At 40.5% G+C, this 18,281-nt stretch carries 18 protein-coding genes and 1 pseudogene; 6 read left to right on the top strand and 13 right to left on the bottom strand.

From position 1 onward, the window contains the following. Positions 1-2 precede the first annotated feature (2 nt). The 3 genes from AC0T5Z_RS08520 to tfpB form a co-directional block, all read right to left on the bottom strand. Positions 3-665 carry a response regulator transcription factor gene (locus tag AC0T5Z_RS08520; RefSeq protein WP_435337531.1) on the bottom strand — a complete coding sequence of 221 codons (663 nt, stop codon included), beginning with the start codon at positions 663-665 and terminating at the stop codon, positions 3-5. A gap of 143 nt (positions 666-808) precedes the next feature. Then, on the bottom strand, positions 809-1,165 hold the full coding sequence (locus AC0T5Z_RS08525; protein WP_435337530.1) for a NirD/YgiW/YdeI family stress tolerance protein: 357 nt from the start codon (positions 1,163-1,165) through the stop codon (positions 809-811). Between the two features lie 110 nt (positions 1,166-1,275). Then, positions 1,276-3,033: a type IV pilus assembly ATPase TfpB gene (gene tfpB / locus AC0T5Z_RS08530; RefSeq protein ID WP_435337529.1), complete on the bottom strand. Its 1,758-nt coding sequence runs from the start codon at positions 3,031-3,033 to the stop codon at positions 1,276-1,278. Between the two features lie 190 nt (positions 3,034-3,223). On the opposite strand from tfpB, the gene AC0T5Z_RS08535 reads away from it, so the two are divergent. Further along, the gene (locus tag AC0T5Z_RS08535; protein ID WP_291334996.1) at positions 3,224-4,483 is read left to right on the top strand and encodes an MgtC/SapB family protein; all 1,260 of its coding nucleotides are present in this window, start codon (positions 3,224-3,226) and stop codon (positions 4,481-4,483) included. On the opposite strand, the gene tsaA is transcribed toward AC0T5Z_RS08535, so the two are convergent. After that, positions 4,480-5,235 carry a tRNA (N6-threonylcarbamoyladenosine(37)-N6)-methyltransferase TrmO gene (gene tsaA / locus AC0T5Z_RS08540; protein WP_291334998.1) on the bottom strand — a complete coding sequence of 252 codons (756 nt, stop codon included), beginning with the start codon at positions 5,233-5,235 and terminating at the stop codon, positions 4,480-4,482. The genes AC0T5Z_RS08535 and tsaA overlap by 4 nt on opposite strands. Before the next feature lie 102 nt (positions 5,236-5,337). Here tsaA and AC0T5Z_RS08545 point away from each other — a divergent pair, with 102 nt between their 5' ends. After that, on the top strand, positions 5,338-6,117 hold the full coding sequence (locus tag AC0T5Z_RS08545; protein WP_315279346.1) for a ferredoxin--NADP reductase: 780 nt from the start codon (positions 5,338-5,340) through the stop codon (positions 6,115-6,117). A gap of 70 nt (positions 6,118-6,187) precedes the next feature. Here AC0T5Z_RS08545 and AC0T5Z_RS08550 read toward each other — a convergent pair whose 3' ends face one another. Then, on the bottom strand, positions 6,188-6,823 hold the full coding sequence (locus tag AC0T5Z_RS08550) for a cation efflux transmembrane domain-containing protein (protein WP_291335002.1): 636 nt from the start codon (positions 6,821-6,823) through the stop codon (positions 6,188-6,190). A gap of 75 nt (positions 6,824-6,898) precedes the next feature. On the opposite strand from AC0T5Z_RS08550, the gene cadR reads away from it, so the two are divergent. Continuing rightward, a complete protein-coding gene (cadR, locus tag AC0T5Z_RS08555; protein WP_291335004.1) occupies positions 6,899-7,300 on the top strand; it encodes a Cd(II)/Pb(II)-responsive transcriptional regulator in 402 nt (133 codons plus the stop codon). A 202-nt stretch (positions 7,301-7,502) separates the two neighbouring features. Here the strand turns inward: cadR and AC0T5Z_RS08560 are convergent. Continuing rightward, positions 7,503-7,763: pseudogene (locus tag AC0T5Z_RS08560) on the bottom strand (metalloregulator ArsR/SmtB family transcription factor). A gap of 95 nt (positions 7,764-7,858) precedes the next feature. Between AC0T5Z_RS08560 and arsC the strand changes: the two are divergent. From arsC to AC0T5Z_RS08575, 3 genes are all read left to right on the top strand, one after another. After that, positions 7,859-8,287, top strand: a complete 429-nt coding sequence (gene arsC / locus AC0T5Z_RS08565; RefSeq protein WP_291335006.1) for an arsenate reductase (glutaredoxin) — start codon at positions 7,859-7,861, stop codon at positions 8,285-8,287. A gap of 224 nt (positions 8,288-8,511) precedes the next feature. Further along, a complete protein-coding gene (gene trhP / locus AC0T5Z_RS08570) occupies positions 8,512-9,894 on the top strand; it encodes a prephenate-dependent tRNA uridine(34) hydroxylase TrhP (protein WP_435337528.1) in 1,383 nt (460 codons plus the stop codon). 27 nt (positions 9,895-9,921) lie between these two features. Continuing rightward, complete coding sequence (locus AC0T5Z_RS08575; protein WP_291335010.1) at positions 9,922-10,191, top strand: YfhL family 4Fe-4S dicluster ferredoxin; 270 nt, start codon at positions 9,922-9,924, stop codon at positions 10,189-10,191. Positions 10,192-10,427: 236 nt separating this feature from the next. On the opposite strand, the gene ahpF is transcribed toward AC0T5Z_RS08575, so the two are convergent. The 7 genes from ahpF to AC0T5Z_RS08610 all read right to left on the bottom strand — a co-directional run bounded on the left by ahpF (position 10,428) and on the right by AC0T5Z_RS08610 (position 17,961). Next, positions 10,428-11,993, bottom strand: coding sequence for an alkyl hydroperoxide reductase subunit F (gene ahpF, locus AC0T5Z_RS08580; protein ID WP_291335012.1), 1,566 nt, complete (start codon positions 11,991-11,993; stop codon positions 10,428-10,430). 218 nt (positions 11,994-12,211) lie between these two features. Continuing rightward, entirely contained in the window at positions 12,212-13,129 is a 918-nt protein-coding gene (locus AC0T5Z_RS08585) for a hypothetical protein (protein ID WP_291335014.1), read from the bottom strand. Positions 13,130-13,184: 55 nt separating this feature from the next. Further along, positions 13,185-14,312 carry a toxic anion resistance protein gene (locus tag AC0T5Z_RS08590; RefSeq protein ID WP_291335016.1) on the bottom strand — a complete coding sequence of 376 codons (1,128 nt, stop codon included), beginning with the start codon at positions 14,310-14,312 and terminating at the stop codon, positions 13,185-13,187. A 30-nt stretch (positions 14,313-14,342) separates the two neighbouring features. Continuing rightward, a complete protein-coding gene (locus tag AC0T5Z_RS08595) occupies positions 14,343-15,134 on the bottom strand; it encodes a tellurium resistance protein (protein WP_291335031.1) in 792 nt (263 codons plus the stop codon). Positions 15,135-15,351: 217 nt separating this feature from the next. Next, positions 15,352-15,756 (bottom strand): nucleoside diphosphate kinase regulator, encoded by a 405-nt coding sequence (gene rnk / locus AC0T5Z_RS08600; protein ID WP_291335018.1) that lies wholly within the window; start codon positions 15,754-15,756, stop codon positions 15,352-15,354. A 162-nt stretch (positions 15,757-15,918) separates the two neighbouring features. Then, the gene (gene glyA, locus AC0T5Z_RS08605; RefSeq protein ID WP_019836649.1) at positions 15,919-17,172 is read right to left on the bottom strand and encodes a serine hydroxymethyltransferase; all 1,254 of its coding nucleotides are present in this window, start codon (positions 17,170-17,172) and stop codon (positions 15,919-15,921) included. A 177-nt stretch (positions 17,173-17,349) separates the two neighbouring features. Further along, a complete protein-coding gene (locus AC0T5Z_RS08610) occupies positions 17,350-17,961 on the bottom strand; it encodes an alpha/beta hydrolase family protein (protein WP_291335020.1) in 612 nt (203 codons plus the stop codon). Between the last annotated feature and the right edge of the window lie 320 nt (positions 17,962-18,281).

An 18,281-nucleotide genomic window follows, 5' to 3' on the forward strand; every position in this document is an offset into this window, starting at 1 on the left:
AATTAGTTATCTTGCTGCATACGATAGCCTAAACCTCGTATGGTTTTAATGCGGCTACTGCCAATTTTTTTACGTAATTGATAAATAAATACTTCAATCGCATTACTTTCAATTTCATCGCCCCATGCATATAAAGACTCTTCAAGCTGTTCACGAGTCACCACATACTGCGGGTTTTGCATCAGTTTATGTAAAATCTGGAATTCTTTGGCCGTTAAATTGACCAGTTGATCATCTACTTTCACTTGTTTGCTTTGTGTGTCTAAAACCAAGTTCGCAAATTCAAGCTGCTGTGTCGGATGACTTTGCGCATTGCGTAACTGACTGCGTACCCGCGCCGATAGTTCTTCAAGGCTAAACGGTTTGACCAAATAATCATTGGCGCCCAAATCAAGTCCCTGTACCCGATCTTGAATACTATCGCGCGCAGTAATAAAAATAACAGGTGTGTCCTGTTGCTGTTGTCGTAAAGCGTGCAGAATTTCATCACCGCTATTTTTAGGCAACCCACGGTCTAACAACACACAATCATAATGATGCTGCTGAATGGCCAAAATGGCGTGATCGCCACGCTCGACCCAATCGACATTATAACCATCCATTTCTAGCCAAGTTTTTATGCTTTCTGCTTGTGATACATCGTCTTCAGCCAAGAGTAGGCGCATATCATCCTCTATTACTTATGCTTCAAAGTTTTATGATTTCAAAATACTTTACACGATAAAACCACATACACCTTACAGCGTATGTGGTTTTTGAGTGAGATCAATTTTGTATAGAAACTAATGCTATTTTACACAGTGTAGATTTAGAAACGAACTTGATCCACATCTATTTCAATACGTTTTGCAGGCTTGTGATCAATATCCACTTCACCAATTAAGGTGACAGGTGTTTTGGCAGAAACTGCTTTGCCATTCCATAAATCATCATCAATATCGACCGTAATGGTGCCTGTGTTGTCCCGGAACTGATATTTTTCATCACCAATGGCTTTGACTACATAGCCTTTTAACTGCACTTTGCTGTCATCTTTCAGGCTTAATGCTTGTTTTACCGTTACATTTTGATGTAGTGCTTGGGTATTGATGCTGTCATTTGCCATGGTGATTGAAGCCGTTGCCATTAAACCTGCCATCAACATTGCTTTCATTGTAAATTTCATTGTTTCACCTTTTTGTGTTGCTCATTTCGCTATGGTGATTAAAACAAAGTAAGATGAGCTGAATCTTAAGATTTCCATTTTTAAACTTCATCGTAAAAAGTTTGAATCTGCTAATTTAATGGCACGACTCGCAACACTTCTTCTAAAGTGGTCATGCCTTCTAAAACTTTGCGTGCGCCTGCAATACGTAACGGTTCAATCCCCTCTTTTTTAGCTTGCTGACGTAATTCATTTAAATTGGCATTGGCGCTGATGAGCTGTTTGGTGTCTAAACTTAACGGCATAAACTCATAAATTCCGACCCGACCTTTATAGCCCGTTTGACGACATTCATCACATCCGACAGGTTTAAACACTTGTGCAGGCATTTCCATAATGTAGTCAAAAGTCAAATGTTCCCAATCTTTTTCATTTATTGAGCCTTCCTGCTTACAATGTGGACACAGCTTACGCACCAAACGCTGTGCCAAGACCCCTAAAATTGTGGCAGCAGTCAAAAATGGCTGCACGCCTAAATCATGCAAGCGAGTCAAACTAGAAGGCGCATCATTGGTATGCAGTGTCGATAAAACCAAATGTCCCGTCAGTGCCGCTTGAATCGCCATATTTGCGGTATCCTGATCACGAATCTCTCCGACCATAATAATGTCAGGGTCTTGACGCATTAACGCACGCACACCATCGGCAAAGCCTAAATCAATTGCAGTATTGACCTGCATTTGGTTAAAACTCGGTTCTAGCATTTCAATTGGGTCTTCAATAGTGCAGACATTAACCTCATCGGTGGCCAATTGCTTTAGAGATGAATACAGCGTGGTGGTTTTACCCGAACCTGTAGGACCTGTAACCAAAATAATGCCGTGACTATGTGCGGTGAGTGCATGCCATTCATTCAACAAACGACTATCAAAACCCAATTGTTGAAAACTGCGTACCAATACTTCTGGGTCAAAAATACGCATGACCATTTTTTCGCCAAACGCCGTTGGCAAGGTCGATAAACGCAGTTCAGTTTCTTGCCCTTTTGGGGTTCGGGTTTTTAGGCGTCCATCTTGTGGTTTACGTTTTTCGGCTACATTCATGCGCCCTAAAATTTTAATCCGTGAGATGACTGCGGTAAGCGTATTGGCAGGCATGTTATAGATGGTGTGCAACACGCCATCAATACGGAAACGCACTTTGCCTGTGTCTTTACGTGGTTCGAGGTGAATATCGCTTGCGCCTTGTTCAAAGGCAAATTGCAGCACCCAATCCACCAACTTCACAATATGTTGATCATTGGCATCTGGGTTTTGGGTATCGCCCAATTGCAATAAAGCTTCGACCCCTTTATTTTCACGGTCATGTGCAGAAGATTTTTGTGATGAATGTACTGCACGACTCACTTGGTAATATTCAATCAAATAGCGCTGCAATTGATCTGGGCTGAGTAAAACCCGCTGAATTTTTTTGGGCAATAAACTATGTTCTAAGTTGACAACCCATTCTTTTTTATAAGGTTGATCTGTCGCAATTAACACCGCACCTGCAGTCACTTCTACCGCTAAAATACGGTTACGCAGCGCAAATTCCTGCGACATCACAGCAGTTAAAGCAGCAACATCGGCTTTTAATGGATCAATAATATAAAATGGCAAGCCTGATTTATCAGCCAGCCATTGGCATAAACGGTTTAAAGTTAAAGTGGTTTGGGGATGACTTTGATCGACCAAATTAAAGTTGGCAATCCATTGTAACGGATGCCATTTTAATTGGTCACGCTGACGATGCGTGGTTTGTACCAAAGCCTGATCACGTTCGGTAATTTTGCCATCTTTGACTAATTGTTCTAAACACCAAGTACTGTCTATTTCAAAATTAAAATTCATTGTTATATGCCCCAAAATCTGGGTTTACTATAGCAGAGTTTGCTTTCAGGGCTGAATGACTTCTTTGACACCGCCATCTTGTTTGGTTCATTTAAGCAATAATTTGAAAGCGAAAATAGATTCATAAATGGCGATAGACACAATTCAAATATATGATGTTTAAATAACACCTCATATTTGGAATGTTGCTGTGGATTTTCTCACTCCTCCATCTTTGGTTACAACCAATTTCCCAGAACTGCTCACCATATTTGCAGCAGCGCTTGGCTGTGGCTTACTGATTGGGTTAGAACGTGAACGCAGTAAAAAAAATGCACAACATCATCACTTTGCGGGAGTCCGTACCTTCGGTATTTGCTCGCTGTTAGGTGCAATCTGCTTTTTATTTGGCACACCGCTCGCTATTGTGGGTGCACTGATTGTTGGTGGAATTGGTTTATTCTCCCTTAAACAACAAACGGAAGATGACCCGGGTGCAACCACCGAATTGGCCTTTGTTATGACCTATTTTATTGGTGCATTGTGTTTATGGAACATTCCACTTGCTGCGGGTCTATCGGTCATTTTGACTGGCTTACTCATGACCAAACACACTATGCATGGCATTATCAGCCAGTGGATTACCGAAGCTGAACTGCGTGATGGCTTGTTCTTATTAGCCTTAGTGCTGATTGCTTTACCACTGACGCCCAATTCAGCATTATGGGGCAATGTGCTTAATCCTTATGTGATTTTAAAATTATTGATTTTAATTTTAAGTGTGCAGGCTTTGGCACATATCGCCAAACGCTTACTCTCAAGCAGCAATGCGCTCATGCTATCTGCGATTGCTTCAGGTTTTGTATCAAGCACCGCGACCATCGCCAGTTTAGGTATGGAAGTACGTGCGGGTCGTGGTGAAGCACGTATCAATGCAGGTGCAGCGCTAATGTCTTGCGTGGCAACTTTAGCGCAAATGTTAATTATAGTGGCAGGTGTCAATCTGGCGTGGTTTAAGTTATTAATTATTCCAAGTTTGCTCGGAATCGCGATTTTGGTTGTAACGGGTGTCTGGTTGCTTAAACGGCATAAAAATACGGCAACGGCAAAGCCAGAAACTGATACCCGTATGTTTAGCCTTAAAGAAGCCGCAATTATTGTGGCGACATTAACGGCAATTCAAGCCATGGTGTACGGCTTGGAACAAACCCTAGGGGATGCAGGTTTAATCATTGGTACTCTGCTCGCCTCGTTATTTGAGGTGCATGGTGCAATTGCAACCGTAGTGATGCAAGGCCCACCAAGCCAGCAAGTGCTTTTATATGCCTTAATTTTAGGTCTGGTGGCGCATGCGATTGCCAAATGCGTCAATGCCGTACTCATTGGTGGTTTGCGATTTGCATTGTATTTCGCTCCTGCCCAAATTCTGCACATGCTGGCTTTGGTGGCTATTTTATATATGATGGTTTAATCGACAGCGATTAAAACAATTTTTAGGATGTGTACTGTGTGCTGATTGACACGGAAACTGACGTCAAAATCTGCAAAATTCATGGTGTAAATTCGTTCAGCATCATCCTGATATGCAGGTCGAGGATCTAAAGACAAGACCTGTTCCAACTCCTGTGCAGTTTGTGGTTGCAATACGCCAGAGCCGAGTAACTGATTTTTTTGTGCTTCTGCTGTGTCCATCCAGATCACTGTTTTTCTTATGGGTTCATCTTGCGCATAACCACATTGTGCCTCAGGCACGGCATCTGAATATTGAATATAAGGCTTAATATCCAAAATAGGCGTGCCATGCAGTAAATCTGCCCCTGTCACATAAACTCGCAATGACTTACCCACTTTTTTGACCTGTTTAAATTGCACTACAGACAAACCAATCGGTGCAGGACGATACATGCTGCGCGTCGCAAACACGCCTATTTTTTGATTGCCACCCAAACGCGGTGGACGAACTTGCGCACGAAAACTAGGGCTTTGCTGCTTCTGTAAAGTTTGATGAGCATCGGTTTGGTTTTTATTGTCGTGAAATTGCCAGATTAACCATAAATGACTAAACGCTTCGATCCCTTCAAATGCCAACACATCGTTATAAGGTGCTTGCATTTCAATATACGATTCGACCTGTACCAGATTGGGTTGACGAGGAATACCAAATTTTTCTCGATAGGGAGAGTGCATAAATCCGATTATTGGCATTTTTAGATCAGTCTTCATCAATTTTTCTGATAAGCTCAATTAAATATATTCAGTTTATAGAGAATGATTTTAGATTAGAATAGCAAGCTGTTCTAATTTGATAATTTATTGAGACCTTTAATGGCTGCTTTCAACGTCGAAAAGATTACTCACGTACACCACTGGAATGACACTTTATTCAGTTTTAAAACGACTCGTGATACTGCACTACGTTTTAAAAACGGTCAATTTGTGATGATTGGTCTGGAAGTCAATGGCAAGCCTTTAATGCGCGCTTACTCGATTGCCAGTGCTAACTATGAAGAAGAGCTAGAATTCTTCTCAATTAAAGTCCCTGATGGCCCTTTAACGTCTATTTTACAAAAAATAAAAGTGGGCGATGAATTACTGGTTTCTAAAAAACCAACAGGAACTTTGGTGCTGGATGATTTAAATCCTGGTAAAAACTTATACTTGCTTTCTTCAGGTACAGGCCTAGCTCCATTTTTGGCAACCATCCGTGATCCTGAAACTTATGAACGTTTTGAAAAAGTGATTGTGGTTCACGGTACACGTTTCATTTCTGAACTGGCTTATCAAGATTTAATTCTAAATGAATTGCCAAATCATGAGTTTTTCCAAGAACTGGGTATTCGTGAAAAACTGATCTATTACCCAACCGTTACACGTGAAGAATATCCAAACCAAGGGCGTGTGACGACGGCAATTGAGTCGGGTGAACTCTTTGAAAAAATTGGTTTACCACGTTTTAACCCTGAAACTGACCGTGCCATGCTATGTGGTAGCCCTGCATTCTTAAAAGATGTTGCAGCATTACTTGACCAACACGGTTTAAAAGAATCACCACGTATGGGTGAATTGGGCGATTACGTGATTGAACGTGCTTTCGTTGAAAAATAAGAGCTATTGAATCTAAAAAAACCGAGTTAATAACTCGGTTTTTTTATTACTTGCATATCATCCACATATTTTAAGAATCGCAAGAGAGTCCATCTTTATATTCACGTCGTTCAGCCAAAGCTTGCTGAATCACTTGATACCCTGCTGATAAGCCCAAACTCGCCATAATCACGGCTACAACAAGGTCTGGAATCAAACTGCCCGTACCAAATACACCTACTGCCGCCAAAATGACTGCACAATTACCAATCGCATCGTTACGGCTACATAACCACACCGATTTCATATTCGAGTCGCCTTCACGAAATGCATATAAAATCAATGCAGTAACCACATTAGCCAACAAGGCAATAATCCCAATAATACCCATGGTGATGGCTTCAGGTGGAATACCCTGTATATAGGCATAGATGACCTTGCCCATCACCACCACACCAAATAATGCCATAGTGATACCTTTGATCAAAGCCACAGTAGCACGCCAATATAAACTCGCACTTAGCACCGCAAGTGAAATCCCGTAATTGACTGAATCACCAAAGAAATCCAGAGAATCTGCCCACAAGGATGATGAATGGGCATAGGCACCACCAATCAACTCGACCAAAAACATGCTGAGATTAATCACCAATGCAATCCATAAAGCGATTCTAAATTTACTATTCGGTTTGATTGGCGCAGGTTCATGACTACACGTACATGCCATAGACACACCTTCTTTCAAAATGAAACTGTTTGGATTATGCTCATTTAAAACTATAGACTTAGTCCAAGGTCAAGCATGGCACAATATTTAATTCATGAATTAGCAAAAAAAGTTGGTGTCAGCACAGATACCATTCGTTTTTATGAAAAGAAACACTTACTCAATCCAAGCTTTCGTGCCGAAAATAATTATCGCTATTACAACGATGATGCTCTCAAGCGTTTGATTTTTATTAAGCGTTGCCGCGCTTTAGATATGAACTTAAAAGAAATTGAAACTTTGATTGAATTAGAAAAGCAGCCGGAACAAAACTGCTGCGCCGTCAATGAATTGATTGATGAACATTTAAGGCACGTAGAAGATAAAATTGCCGAATTTCAGCATTTTCAACTACAACTTCAGCAACTTAGACAAGCCTGCACCACACAAACAACTATTGATGATTGTCAGATTTTAAAACAACTCGAAGCCAAATAATCACGCTCCAAGCTTTTTAAATACGGTTTTGCATATCTAAAATTGAATTATCAAGACTTCTGATTAACACGTTTCGACAACTGCTCGGCAGTTTCCACACGTTCGTTATAACGATCTAAAAAGAATATTTGGATGTGCCATGTGCTTACTCACAATGTGCTGCAATTGTAGGGTTGATGCGCGTCATCGAGCTGACATCTTGCTATGCAATAATATTTATAAAAGCGAGCGCCCAGTCGGGTAAATTTGGGTTAAAACGGTAATGTACCCATTACCCCTGACGTTGATCGAGTAAAATAGATAAATTGCGTAACAGCGCCAAATGACGTGATATTTTTGGTTAATTTAACTGCAATTGTTCTGTCAATTCGCATACACAAATATTGTGGTGAGCCATCACCAATTTCAGAATATCCAGTCGGGTTGGGTCTGACAACCATTTAAAAAAATCAGTTTGATTCATTTTTTCTGTACTTCAATATTAACTATTTCGAATATACGCATATCCAGATATATGCAATATTGAAATTTTACTGACCTAAAAATGAGTCACTACGGATGAGTAACACTATCAAAATTTTTCATAACCCTGCCTGTGGAACATCACGCAACACTTTAGAATTGATTCGCAACACAGGACAAGAACCTGAAATTATTGAATATTTAAAAAACCCACCTACACAAGCTGAACTTACCATCATGATTCAACAAGCAGGTTTGAGTGTGCGCGATGCAATCCGCAAAAATGTAGAACCATACGAACAGTTGCAACTTGAAGGTAGCTCACACAGCGATGCGGAATTAATTGCATTGATGGTCGAGCATCCGATTTTAATTAATCGTCCATTTGTCGTGACCGAGTTAGGTGTGAAACTGGGCCGCCCTTCTGAACTGGTCTTAGACTTGCTGACTCAACCGCAATTAAAAAGTTTCCGTAAAGAAGATGGTGAACTGTTCATCGATGAACATGGGCATCGAGTGCGTTAAAACGCTTTCATCCATCAGAAATTGATTATAAGCAATCTGTCAAATTGGTATTGAAAGTCCCTTCTCGTGCGTTTTGTATAGCTCAGGATGAGGAACTTTCTATATCAAGATTAGCCCCAGCGTTTCAGCACAAGTTTTCTTCTGAATCCCGAGCTATTTACTAGGTTGAATCCTAAATTTAGATTCATACAATAAAGCCATATTTCTGCTATTGCTTTTTGATCATGACCATTTCCCACGTCACCGAACTTCTCTCTCCTGCTGGTTCTTTAAAAAACATGCGCTATGCCTTTGCTTATGGTGCAGATGCAGTCTATGCAGGTCAGCCGCGTTACAGTTTGCGCGTGCGTAATAACGAATTTGATCATGAAAACTTAGCAATTGGTATTCAAGAAGCACATGAATTAGGCAAAAAGTTTTATGTGGTGGTGAACATCCAACCGCATAACAGCAAACTCAAAAACTTTATTCGTGACCTAGAACCTGTGGTTGCCATGCAACCCGATGCGCTGATCATGTCTGACCCAGGTCTGATTATGATGGTGCGTGAAAATTTCCCCGACATGCCTGTACATTTATCGGTACAAGCCAATGCGGTGAACTGGGCAACGGTGAAATTCTGGCAAAATATGGGTTTAACCCGTGTCATTCTTTCGCGTGAATTGTCGATTGATGAAATTGAAGAAATTAAAAACAACGTGCCTGGCATGGAAATTGAAGTATTTGTGCATGGTGCGCTGTGCATGGCCTATTCAGGGCGTTGCATGCTTTCAGGCTATATGAATAAACGTGATGCCAACCAAGGTGCATGTACCAATGCCTGCCGTTGGGAATATAAAATTCACGATGCAAAAGAAGATGAAACAGGCGACGTGATTCCTGTCAAAAATATTTCTGAAACTGCCGATGCAGATGAACAACACATGCAGGCACAGCATCAATTTAACGCGCCTGTGCTATTACAACGTAATGACGAAGATATGTTTGCTGCCGAAGAAGATGAACACGGCACTTACCTTATGAATTCTAAAGATTTACGTGCTGTGCAACACGTTGACCGTTTAACTAAAATGGGCATCCATTCTTTGAAAATTGAAGGTCGCACCAAATCTTATTTCTACTGTGCGCGTACCGCACAAATTTACCGTAAAGCCATTGATGATGCACTCGCAGGCAAACCATTCGACCCTGCTTTAATGACGCAATTAGAAGGCTTAGCCAACCGTGGTTATACCGAAGGTTTCTTGCGTCGGCATATACACAGCGAATACCAAAACTACGAAACAGGTTCTTCCAGTTTTGATCATCAACAATTCTGTGGTGAAGTTTTAGAACGCAATGGCGACTACATTAAAATTGATGTAAAAAATCGTTTTGTGGTGGGTGACTCTTTAGAATTGATGACGCCACAAGGCAATATCTATTTTACTTTAACTGAAATTAAAGATAAAAAAGGCAATTTGATTGAAGCTGCCAAAGGTTCAGGGCATATTGTAGAAATCCCTGTACCCGCCGATGTCGATATGCGTTACGCCCTGCTGATTCGCAACTTGCCCCATTCGACTGCAGATATTTCTGCCTCATCATTGGCTTATCAAGCCAACTAAGTGGCAATAAACTAAGCGAGTATTGCGATGGCACTCCTGATTACCGACCAATGCATCAATTGTGATATGTGCTTACCCGAATGCCCGAATGAAGCGATTTATGAGGGCGATAAGGTGTATGAAATTGATGTGGCGCGTTGTACAGAATGTGTGGGGTTTTATGACTACCAAACCTGCGTTTCAGTCTGCCCAATTGAATGTATTATTCCGCATCCTGAGCATGTCGAAACCAAAGAGCAACTGCAGAAAAAGTTTAATCAGCTAAATTTATTTGGACAAAATAATAAGGTTAATTAGACTGAAATGAATCCAACTACAGTAAATCAAACTGGATGTTAAAAATAAAAAAAGAACTGAATTGTTAGCCGACCCAGTTCTTATAACCAAACATAAAATAAATAGATTTTTAATACTGTGGGATACCGCACTTTACTGAACATAGCGCCTGAGTATTGGGGAACTCAGGCGCTAGCTTTTTAGCAAATACAATTTAAGGATAGTTAATCAGCGTATTCAGATGTATTCGTTCAGACTTATTGACCTGAACGAATAATGTAATCGAATGCTGAAAGTGATGCTTTCGCGCCTTCACCTGTTGCAATGATGATTTGCTTGTACGGTACAGTTGTACAGTCACCTGCGGCAAATACACCTTTTACATTGGTTTCGTTGCGCTCATTAATCATAATCTCACCACGATTGGTCAACTCTACTTTTGACGCTTTTAAGAAATCCGTATTTGGCAATAAACCAATTTGTACGAAAATTCCTGCAAGCTCAACAGTATGCTCAACATCTGTCGCGCGGTCTTTATATTTCAATGCAGTCACTTGCGCACCATCACCAATCACTTCAGTCGATAATGCATTGGTAATTACAGTGATATTTGGCAAGCTGTTCAATTTGTTTTGCAAGACTTGGTCTGCACGTAATTTAGTATCAAACTCGACCAAAGTCACATGCTCTACAATCCCTGCAAGGTCAATCGCTGCTTCTACACCTGAGTTACCACCACCAATCACTGCAACACGTTTGCCTTTAAATAATGGGCCATCACAGTGTGGGCAGTATGCCACGCCACGGGTACGGTATTCTGCTTCACCTGGTACATTCATTTCTCTCCAACGTGCACCTGTAGATAAGATCACCGTTTTCGATTCAAGTGTTGCACCATTTTCCAAAGTCACTTCCACCAAACCATTGGCAGTTTCATCGGCACCTTTAATTGCAGATACTTTTTGTAGATTCATAATATCTACATCGTATTCACGCACATGCGCTTCCATTTCTGCCGCAAACTTTGGACCTTGTGTTTTTTGGATAGAAGTAAAGTTTTCAATATCCATGGTGTCCATGACCTGACCGCCCATGCGCTCAGCCACAATACCTGTACGAATACCTTTACGCGCTGCATAGATTGCAGATGTATTCCCAGCAGGGCCGCCACCAATTACCAAGACATCAAAAGCTTCTTTGGCATTCAGTTTAGCTGCATCTTTGCTTGCAGCATCTGTATCTAATTTAGCTACAATTTCTTCCAAAGTCATACGACCTTGACCGATGTGGTTGCCATCTTGGAATACCATCGGCACAGCCATAATTTTGCGTTGCTCAACTTCTTCTTGGAAGAATGCACCATCAATCATGGTTGCTGTTGTGCCAGGGTTGTAAATCGCAATGAGGTTCAAAGCTTGTACTACATCTGGACAGTTGTGGCAGCTCAGCGATACAAACACATCAAAATGAGATGAAAGATTCAATGCTTTGATTTGCGTTAATACTTCATCCGATACTTTTGGTGCATAGCCAGAAGTTTGCAATAACGCCAAAATTAATGAAGTGAATTCATGCCCCATTGGCAAACCGGCGAAGAATACACGTGGTTGCTCACCTGCTTTTGCGATCCCAAAACTTGGTACACGTGCGTTGTTACCGTCAAAACGTGCAGTAACTTGTGGCGAAAGTGCCGCAATTTCTTCAACTAATTCTTTAATTTTGGCAGATTTATCAGAATCATCTAAAGTCGCCACAAGCTCGATTGGGCTTTCAAGACGTTCTAATAAGGTTTTAAGTTGTGCAGAAGTATTTTGGTCTAACATGGCTAACGTCTCCAAGGGAGTAAATTTATTTGTTGATGTCATCTTACGAGAAATATCTACATAGGGGAAACGGTTTATTTTTATATTTATGATCGTTTTTTCAAATGACAACAGAATTTTAAGCTTTCCATTTCATTTAAAGCACCCAAAGCTATTCAATTTAGACATTAACATAAAAATTTAATCTCTGCTTTAAGCAATTGAGCCTAATCATTTTTTTATTCAAGTTGTTGTTGAATCCGCAGAATACGTTGCTGTAAATGTCGTGATAAAAACCACAGTACCGCAGTCAGTATTAACATAAGCACCATAACCGCCAGATTCATATAATAAGCCAGCATATTTAATTGCTCTGCTTGCTGCACTTGCTTATGTACGCTTTGTGCCATAGGTGTTAAAGCTTTTCCATAAACTTGCTGCTGCATCGTCCACAACTGTTCAGGTTTAAAACCATATTGTAAAAATTGCGGATCTTGCTGCTCGGCTTTGACCAATGCCAAGACTTGCGGAATAGCTGCATCTTTATCTGCAGGATGGTGCATCAATGCCGTTTGCGCCAACAAATAGGCCTTAACAGGCGCTGCCATGTCTGCATTTTGTAAATAACGCGCCAATTCGCTTTCCTGAATGTGCTTTTCATAATGCACAATTTTGGCATATACCTGCTGCGTATCATCTTGTCGCTCATGCTGCACATAACTCAATGCCGACCAGAGTAAGATAAAACTCAGCAACCAAGCTACAAATTTCAAGACAAAGGACTGAAAGCGAATATAAAAAAAACGAATTTTCTTGAGTAGATGAACTAGAACGAATGCACCCATAAACGACACAGACAGTTTTAAAATCAACCAACCAAACCAGCTCAATAAGCTAAAAAAATAATCAGGTTGCTGCCCTAAATTTGCCAAAGTCGCATCGACACTTGCAGGCATGTGAAATTGCTGAACTTCAGTACTTAAACCAAAGAAGCTATAAATCACATCTTGCTGAATAAAAAAGCCAATTGCCGATATAAGCACCATCGTCATAGACAGCACAGACAAAAAACTGAGCTTTTTTTGGCGCTGCTGTAATGCCACAACCCCTGTTTTTAGTTGCTGTGGCTGAATGGCATATTCATCAAGTGCGGGCAAATCCGACTCCTTTTCAGGTAAATTTCAGATTAAATGAAGTCATTGTCAAACACGTTTATTCACCAAACTGTTGGCTTGATCCAATCACCAATTGATTTAGATTCTCTTGCAAGGCTCGTAAACGCGTAGTCGCTTCTGCACGTTTTTGCATTCCTTCTTTTTGTACCTGAATCACATCGTTCACAGTTTTAATGAGGGTATTTTGTACGTGTTCAAGGGTTTCAATATCAATCACCGAACGCTGATTGGCTTTGGCAGTATCCACCGAGTTTTGATGCAATAAATCTGCATTACGGCGCAGTAATTCATTGGTGGCATCATCAATACTGTTGGCCAGTTGCACACTGTTTTTCTGCTCATTTAAAGAAATCGCTAAACTGATCTGATTTTTCCACGCAGGTAAGGTAATGTTTTTAATCGCATAAAATTTATCGACCAACATTAAATTATTGGACTGGATAATCCGAATCATCGGTAAAGTTTGCATGGCAGATTGTTGTAATACCTGCAAATCACTCACTCGCTTTTCTAAATTATTAGCAAGATGATTGAGATCATAAATTTTTTGAGTCGTAGTCTGATCCTGTGGCTGCGCGGCAAATTCAGAAATTTGCTGCTGAATTTCTTGCTGCTTCAACTTACCTGCAGCAATATAAATCCCCAATTGTTTATATTCATCCTGCACACCATGAAACATTTTATCTAGCGTATCTACACGGTTTTTTAAACCATTTTGTGAGCTTTCAATTTCTGTGACTAGACTGTCGATTTGCGCTTTGGTGCTGTTAAAGTTTTGATCGAAACTGTGTTTGGCGCCTTTCAACTTATTGAATAAACCACCTAGAAAGCCACTACTTTTGTTTGGATTTAAAATACTGTTGGTATTTAACTGCTGTGCAACCTGCACCACCTGATTCAGCTTTTGCCCTGTATCATCCAAATCTTTATTTTGCACTAAACCTAAAAGCTCATCGGTATAACTTGCAGTTTGAGTAGCGATATTTTTTCCATATTCTGCAACCGAATGATGGCTCAGATCACTTAATTCTTTACGCGCTGCTAGCACCTCCTGAAAGTCATCAGCCTGTAAGCCAATTTCCTGCAAATTGAGTTGCTGAAATTGTTGCTGAGTCTGTTCATCACTCACTTGCACAGCGACATTGTGTTGTTCAGAAGTTGTCATATTTCGCCTCTATCTAATCAAAACCGAGCCTTATGATTGCGCAGGTTTTTCTAAGGATTTTCTTAACGTCTTAATTAAATGCTCACGACTTTGATCCAGCTTTTCTAGCTGACTGTGTGAGCCACTTTGCTGACTTTGTTTGACATGATATTGCCATGCAGGAATGAGTACCTGCTGTGCTTCTTTAAAGCGATCTAACAAACTAAAAGAGAGTTGCTGTGAAAGTTGCATTTGGGTAATCGCAATATCATTGCTACTTTGCAAAGTCTTTAAACTATAAATTTTCTTGGCTAGGCGTTCGCTAAAATTATCCAAAGGATGCTGATTGCGCACAAATCGTGGATATTCCACTAAAAACTCATCGGCAGCTTGAATGTATTTCGCCATTTGCTCACGCAAACCAACCAACTGCTGAAAACGTGATTGTGATTTCTGAATTTCGATTTGCAGCTTTTGGCTTAAACGATCTGCTTGTCCTAATAAATGATCTAGGTTTTTATAATATTGCACTTGCCCCGCGCCATATTCCAAATCTATGCCTAGCCACTTTTGTAGTGCATTAAACTTACGTTGCTTTAACACTTTTTTAGATTTGCCAAGCGCCTGAATCAACTGCTCAATGGTCACACTCAATTGCTGGGTTAAATGTGGATCCACCCCATCCAATAAAACTGACTGCGCTTGAATCACCTGATCTGCATAATGATTGAGACGATATTGATCATTCAATAACGGAACTAACTCATTGCGTTGAACCGCCAAAAGCTCAGCACGATCCACCGTAATCTCTTGCAAAGGCAGTAACACTTCAAACTGAGCCATAGACCATAGACCATCCAACTCTCTTTTCATGATTTTATAGTACGTGTTTTTCGGCTAAGGTCATGTAATATTTTGCAATTTTTCATGTCGATCTGCTTAAATGCTTTTCTATATTCGGATGACATTAGTCATAAAAGGACTGATTAAAAACATCAGTGCATAAAAAAGCCATGATCAACATGGCTTTTTATGTTCCAGACGCAAGATGATAAGCAGATTACAAATAATCGCCTTCGCGCTCTGGCTGATATAAAATTTTCTCAATTTTGACTTTCATCATATGGCCATCAGGCTGTGGCCATTCAATTTCCTGTCCTTCAGCTAATCCTAAAATGGCAGTTCCGACAGGTGCAACCACATTCACCTGCCCTTTCTCACCTTTAAAGTCATGCGGATAAACCAAGGTAATTTCAGTCGGTTCTTTTGCAGGTGCAATGGTAATCAATGCGCGGGTATTCATGCTCACCACATTGTTTGGTACATCTTGTGGCGCAACTACTTCAGCACGTGCCAATTCATCTTCTAGATGTTGCATCGTTGGCGTCAATTTAGGTTGATGCTCAAGCATCGTTTCCAAACGGTGCAAATCTTGTTCTGAAATAATAATCTTTGGTCTAATCATTTAATTTTATTCCTGTCATTCCGACAATACTGTCATCATCAGCTTGCCTACAATCATATTCAATACGCTTAAGTTATAACAGAAATTCAGCTTATTGAACGCAAAATCAATTTTTTACATTCATAAAAAAAGCCCCTTGAGGGGCTTTTCTCAAGGCTATGCTTATTTTGCGTAAACTGGGAATTTCGCGCAAACAGCTTCAACTTTTGCTTTTACAGTATTAATTACAGCTTCGTCACCTTTGCTGTCAAGAATGTCTGCAATCCAACCCGCAAGATCACGTACTTCTGCTTCACCAAAACCACGTGTAGTTACTGCTGGAGTACCAATACGGATACCAGAAGTTACAAATGGTGAACGTGGATCGTTCGGTACAGAGTTTTTGTTTACAGTAATATGCGCAGCACCTAACCATGCATCTGCATCTTTACCTGTAATATCTTGCTTGATTAAAGAAAGCAAGAACAAGTGGTTTTTCGTACCACCAGATACGACATCATAACCACGTTCGATAAGAACTTCAGCCATCGCTTGCGCATTTTTAACAACTTGTTGTTGATACGCTTTGTATTCAGGCGCCATTGCTTCTTTAAAGCAAATCGCTTTTGCTGCAACTGCGTGTACCAGTGGACCACCTTGGTTACCAGGGAATACAGCAGATTGTAATTTTTTCTCGATCTCTTCGTTTGCTTTCGCAAGAATTAGACCAGAACGTGGACCACGCAATGTTTTATGTGTTGTCGTAGTCGTTACGTCAGCAATTTGTACAGGATTTGGATAAACACCCGCGGCCACGAGACCAGCAACGTGTGCCATATCTACAAATAAATAAGCACCTACTTTGTCTGCGATATCACGGAAACGCTGCCAATCTACAATTTGGCTATACGCAGAGAAACCCGCAACGATCATACGTGGTTTGTGTTCAAGCGCTAAACGCTCAACTTCTTCGTAATCAATCTCGCCAGTTTCTGGGTTTAAACCATATTGGATAGCATTATATGTTTTACCAGAGAAACTTACTTTTGCACCGTGAGTCAAGTGACCACCATGTGCCAAGCTCATACCTAACACAGTGTCGCCTGGGTTAAGTAAAGCTAAGTAAACTGCAGAGTTTGCTTGCGAACCAGCATGTGGTTGAACGTTAGCATAATCTGCACCAAAGAGTTCTTTAGCACGGTCAATCGCCAGTTGTTCAATAATATCTACGTATTCGCAACCGCCGTAGTAGCGTTTGCCAGGGTAGCCCTCAGCATATTTGTTTGTAAGTTTTGAACCTTGAGCTTCCATTACTGCAGGTGAGCAGTAGTTCTCAGAAGCAATTAACTCAATATGAGCTTCTTGGCGCGCATCTTCATTTGTGATCGCTTGAGCTAATTCCGGATCAAATTCGGCAATAGAAATATTGGCAAACATTAGCGAGGTCCTATTAATTTAGGGCTTTTAAGCCGTGCTAAGATTGGCGCGTATTGTAGCATAAAGTTTGTGAACTGAGAGAATGAACTTTGCTCAGTTTTACATAAAAATAGCTCATGTTTCAGATAAAACACGAGCTATTTCAGGTCAAATCAATCTTTATCGTAATTCAATGACTTATTGAATAGGCATTAACGATTGCACATCTTTAACAATCTCATCCATATTATTCACATACACCGAACCATGATCCCATTTTTGCTCTACAGGTAAATCCTGGTCAGTGACGTAATGAATTTTAGTTCCTACCCCTTGAGCCGCCTGAACTAAGTAATCGGTAACTTGTTTCGGGACAGTTGGATCTGCTGTTCCTTGATAAATAAATATAGGCGTGCTGATTTTCACTTTTAACGGCTGTGAGCTATTAGTTAAGAAATCTTTAACTTCAGGGATGGTCGTCATGAAATTTGGTTGAGTACGCGGATAACCATCCAATTTTCCAACCGACGTCACATGCTCTAGCATTGGCTGAGCTATACTCCCACCTAATGTTTCATAACAGAGAGACTCTGCCTGAGCAGCAAGTAGATCTGTTGGCGGTACAAATATTTCAGAATATTGCAAGGTTGGAGCAGTATTTTTTAACCCCGCAGCAATTAGAGCAGTAAACGTATCTAATGGTGCAAGTGTCTGTACTTTCTTTATTACATCTGGCTCTTGAGCTGCTTTTTGTTCACCACCCGCCAATACCAAGGCTAAATTTGATGCAGGTGCGATAGCTAGGGGCACTAAAATTATATTTCGGAACCCCATCATCAATTACTATAACGCTAGTATCGTCATGATCATCATTACAGGCGGTTAAAAACAAGCTGCTGCTGGCCAAAGCCACGCTTAACCATATTTTTTTCATTTGCTTACCCTTGTCTTCATATTGTTATTGATTGCATCCTTCGCAATCTTTATTTGTACGCTTTTTTATAACATCAGGCAAGATTCCAATAATTAATATGCAAGTGTATTTTATTTAAAATTAAACACTTACTGTAAAAACCAGTAAATCGATCACATATACAGTTGTTTATTAAATTTCGATTCAATTGTCATAC

The sequence above is a fragment of the Acinetobacter pengchengensis genome (assembly GCF_982235305.1).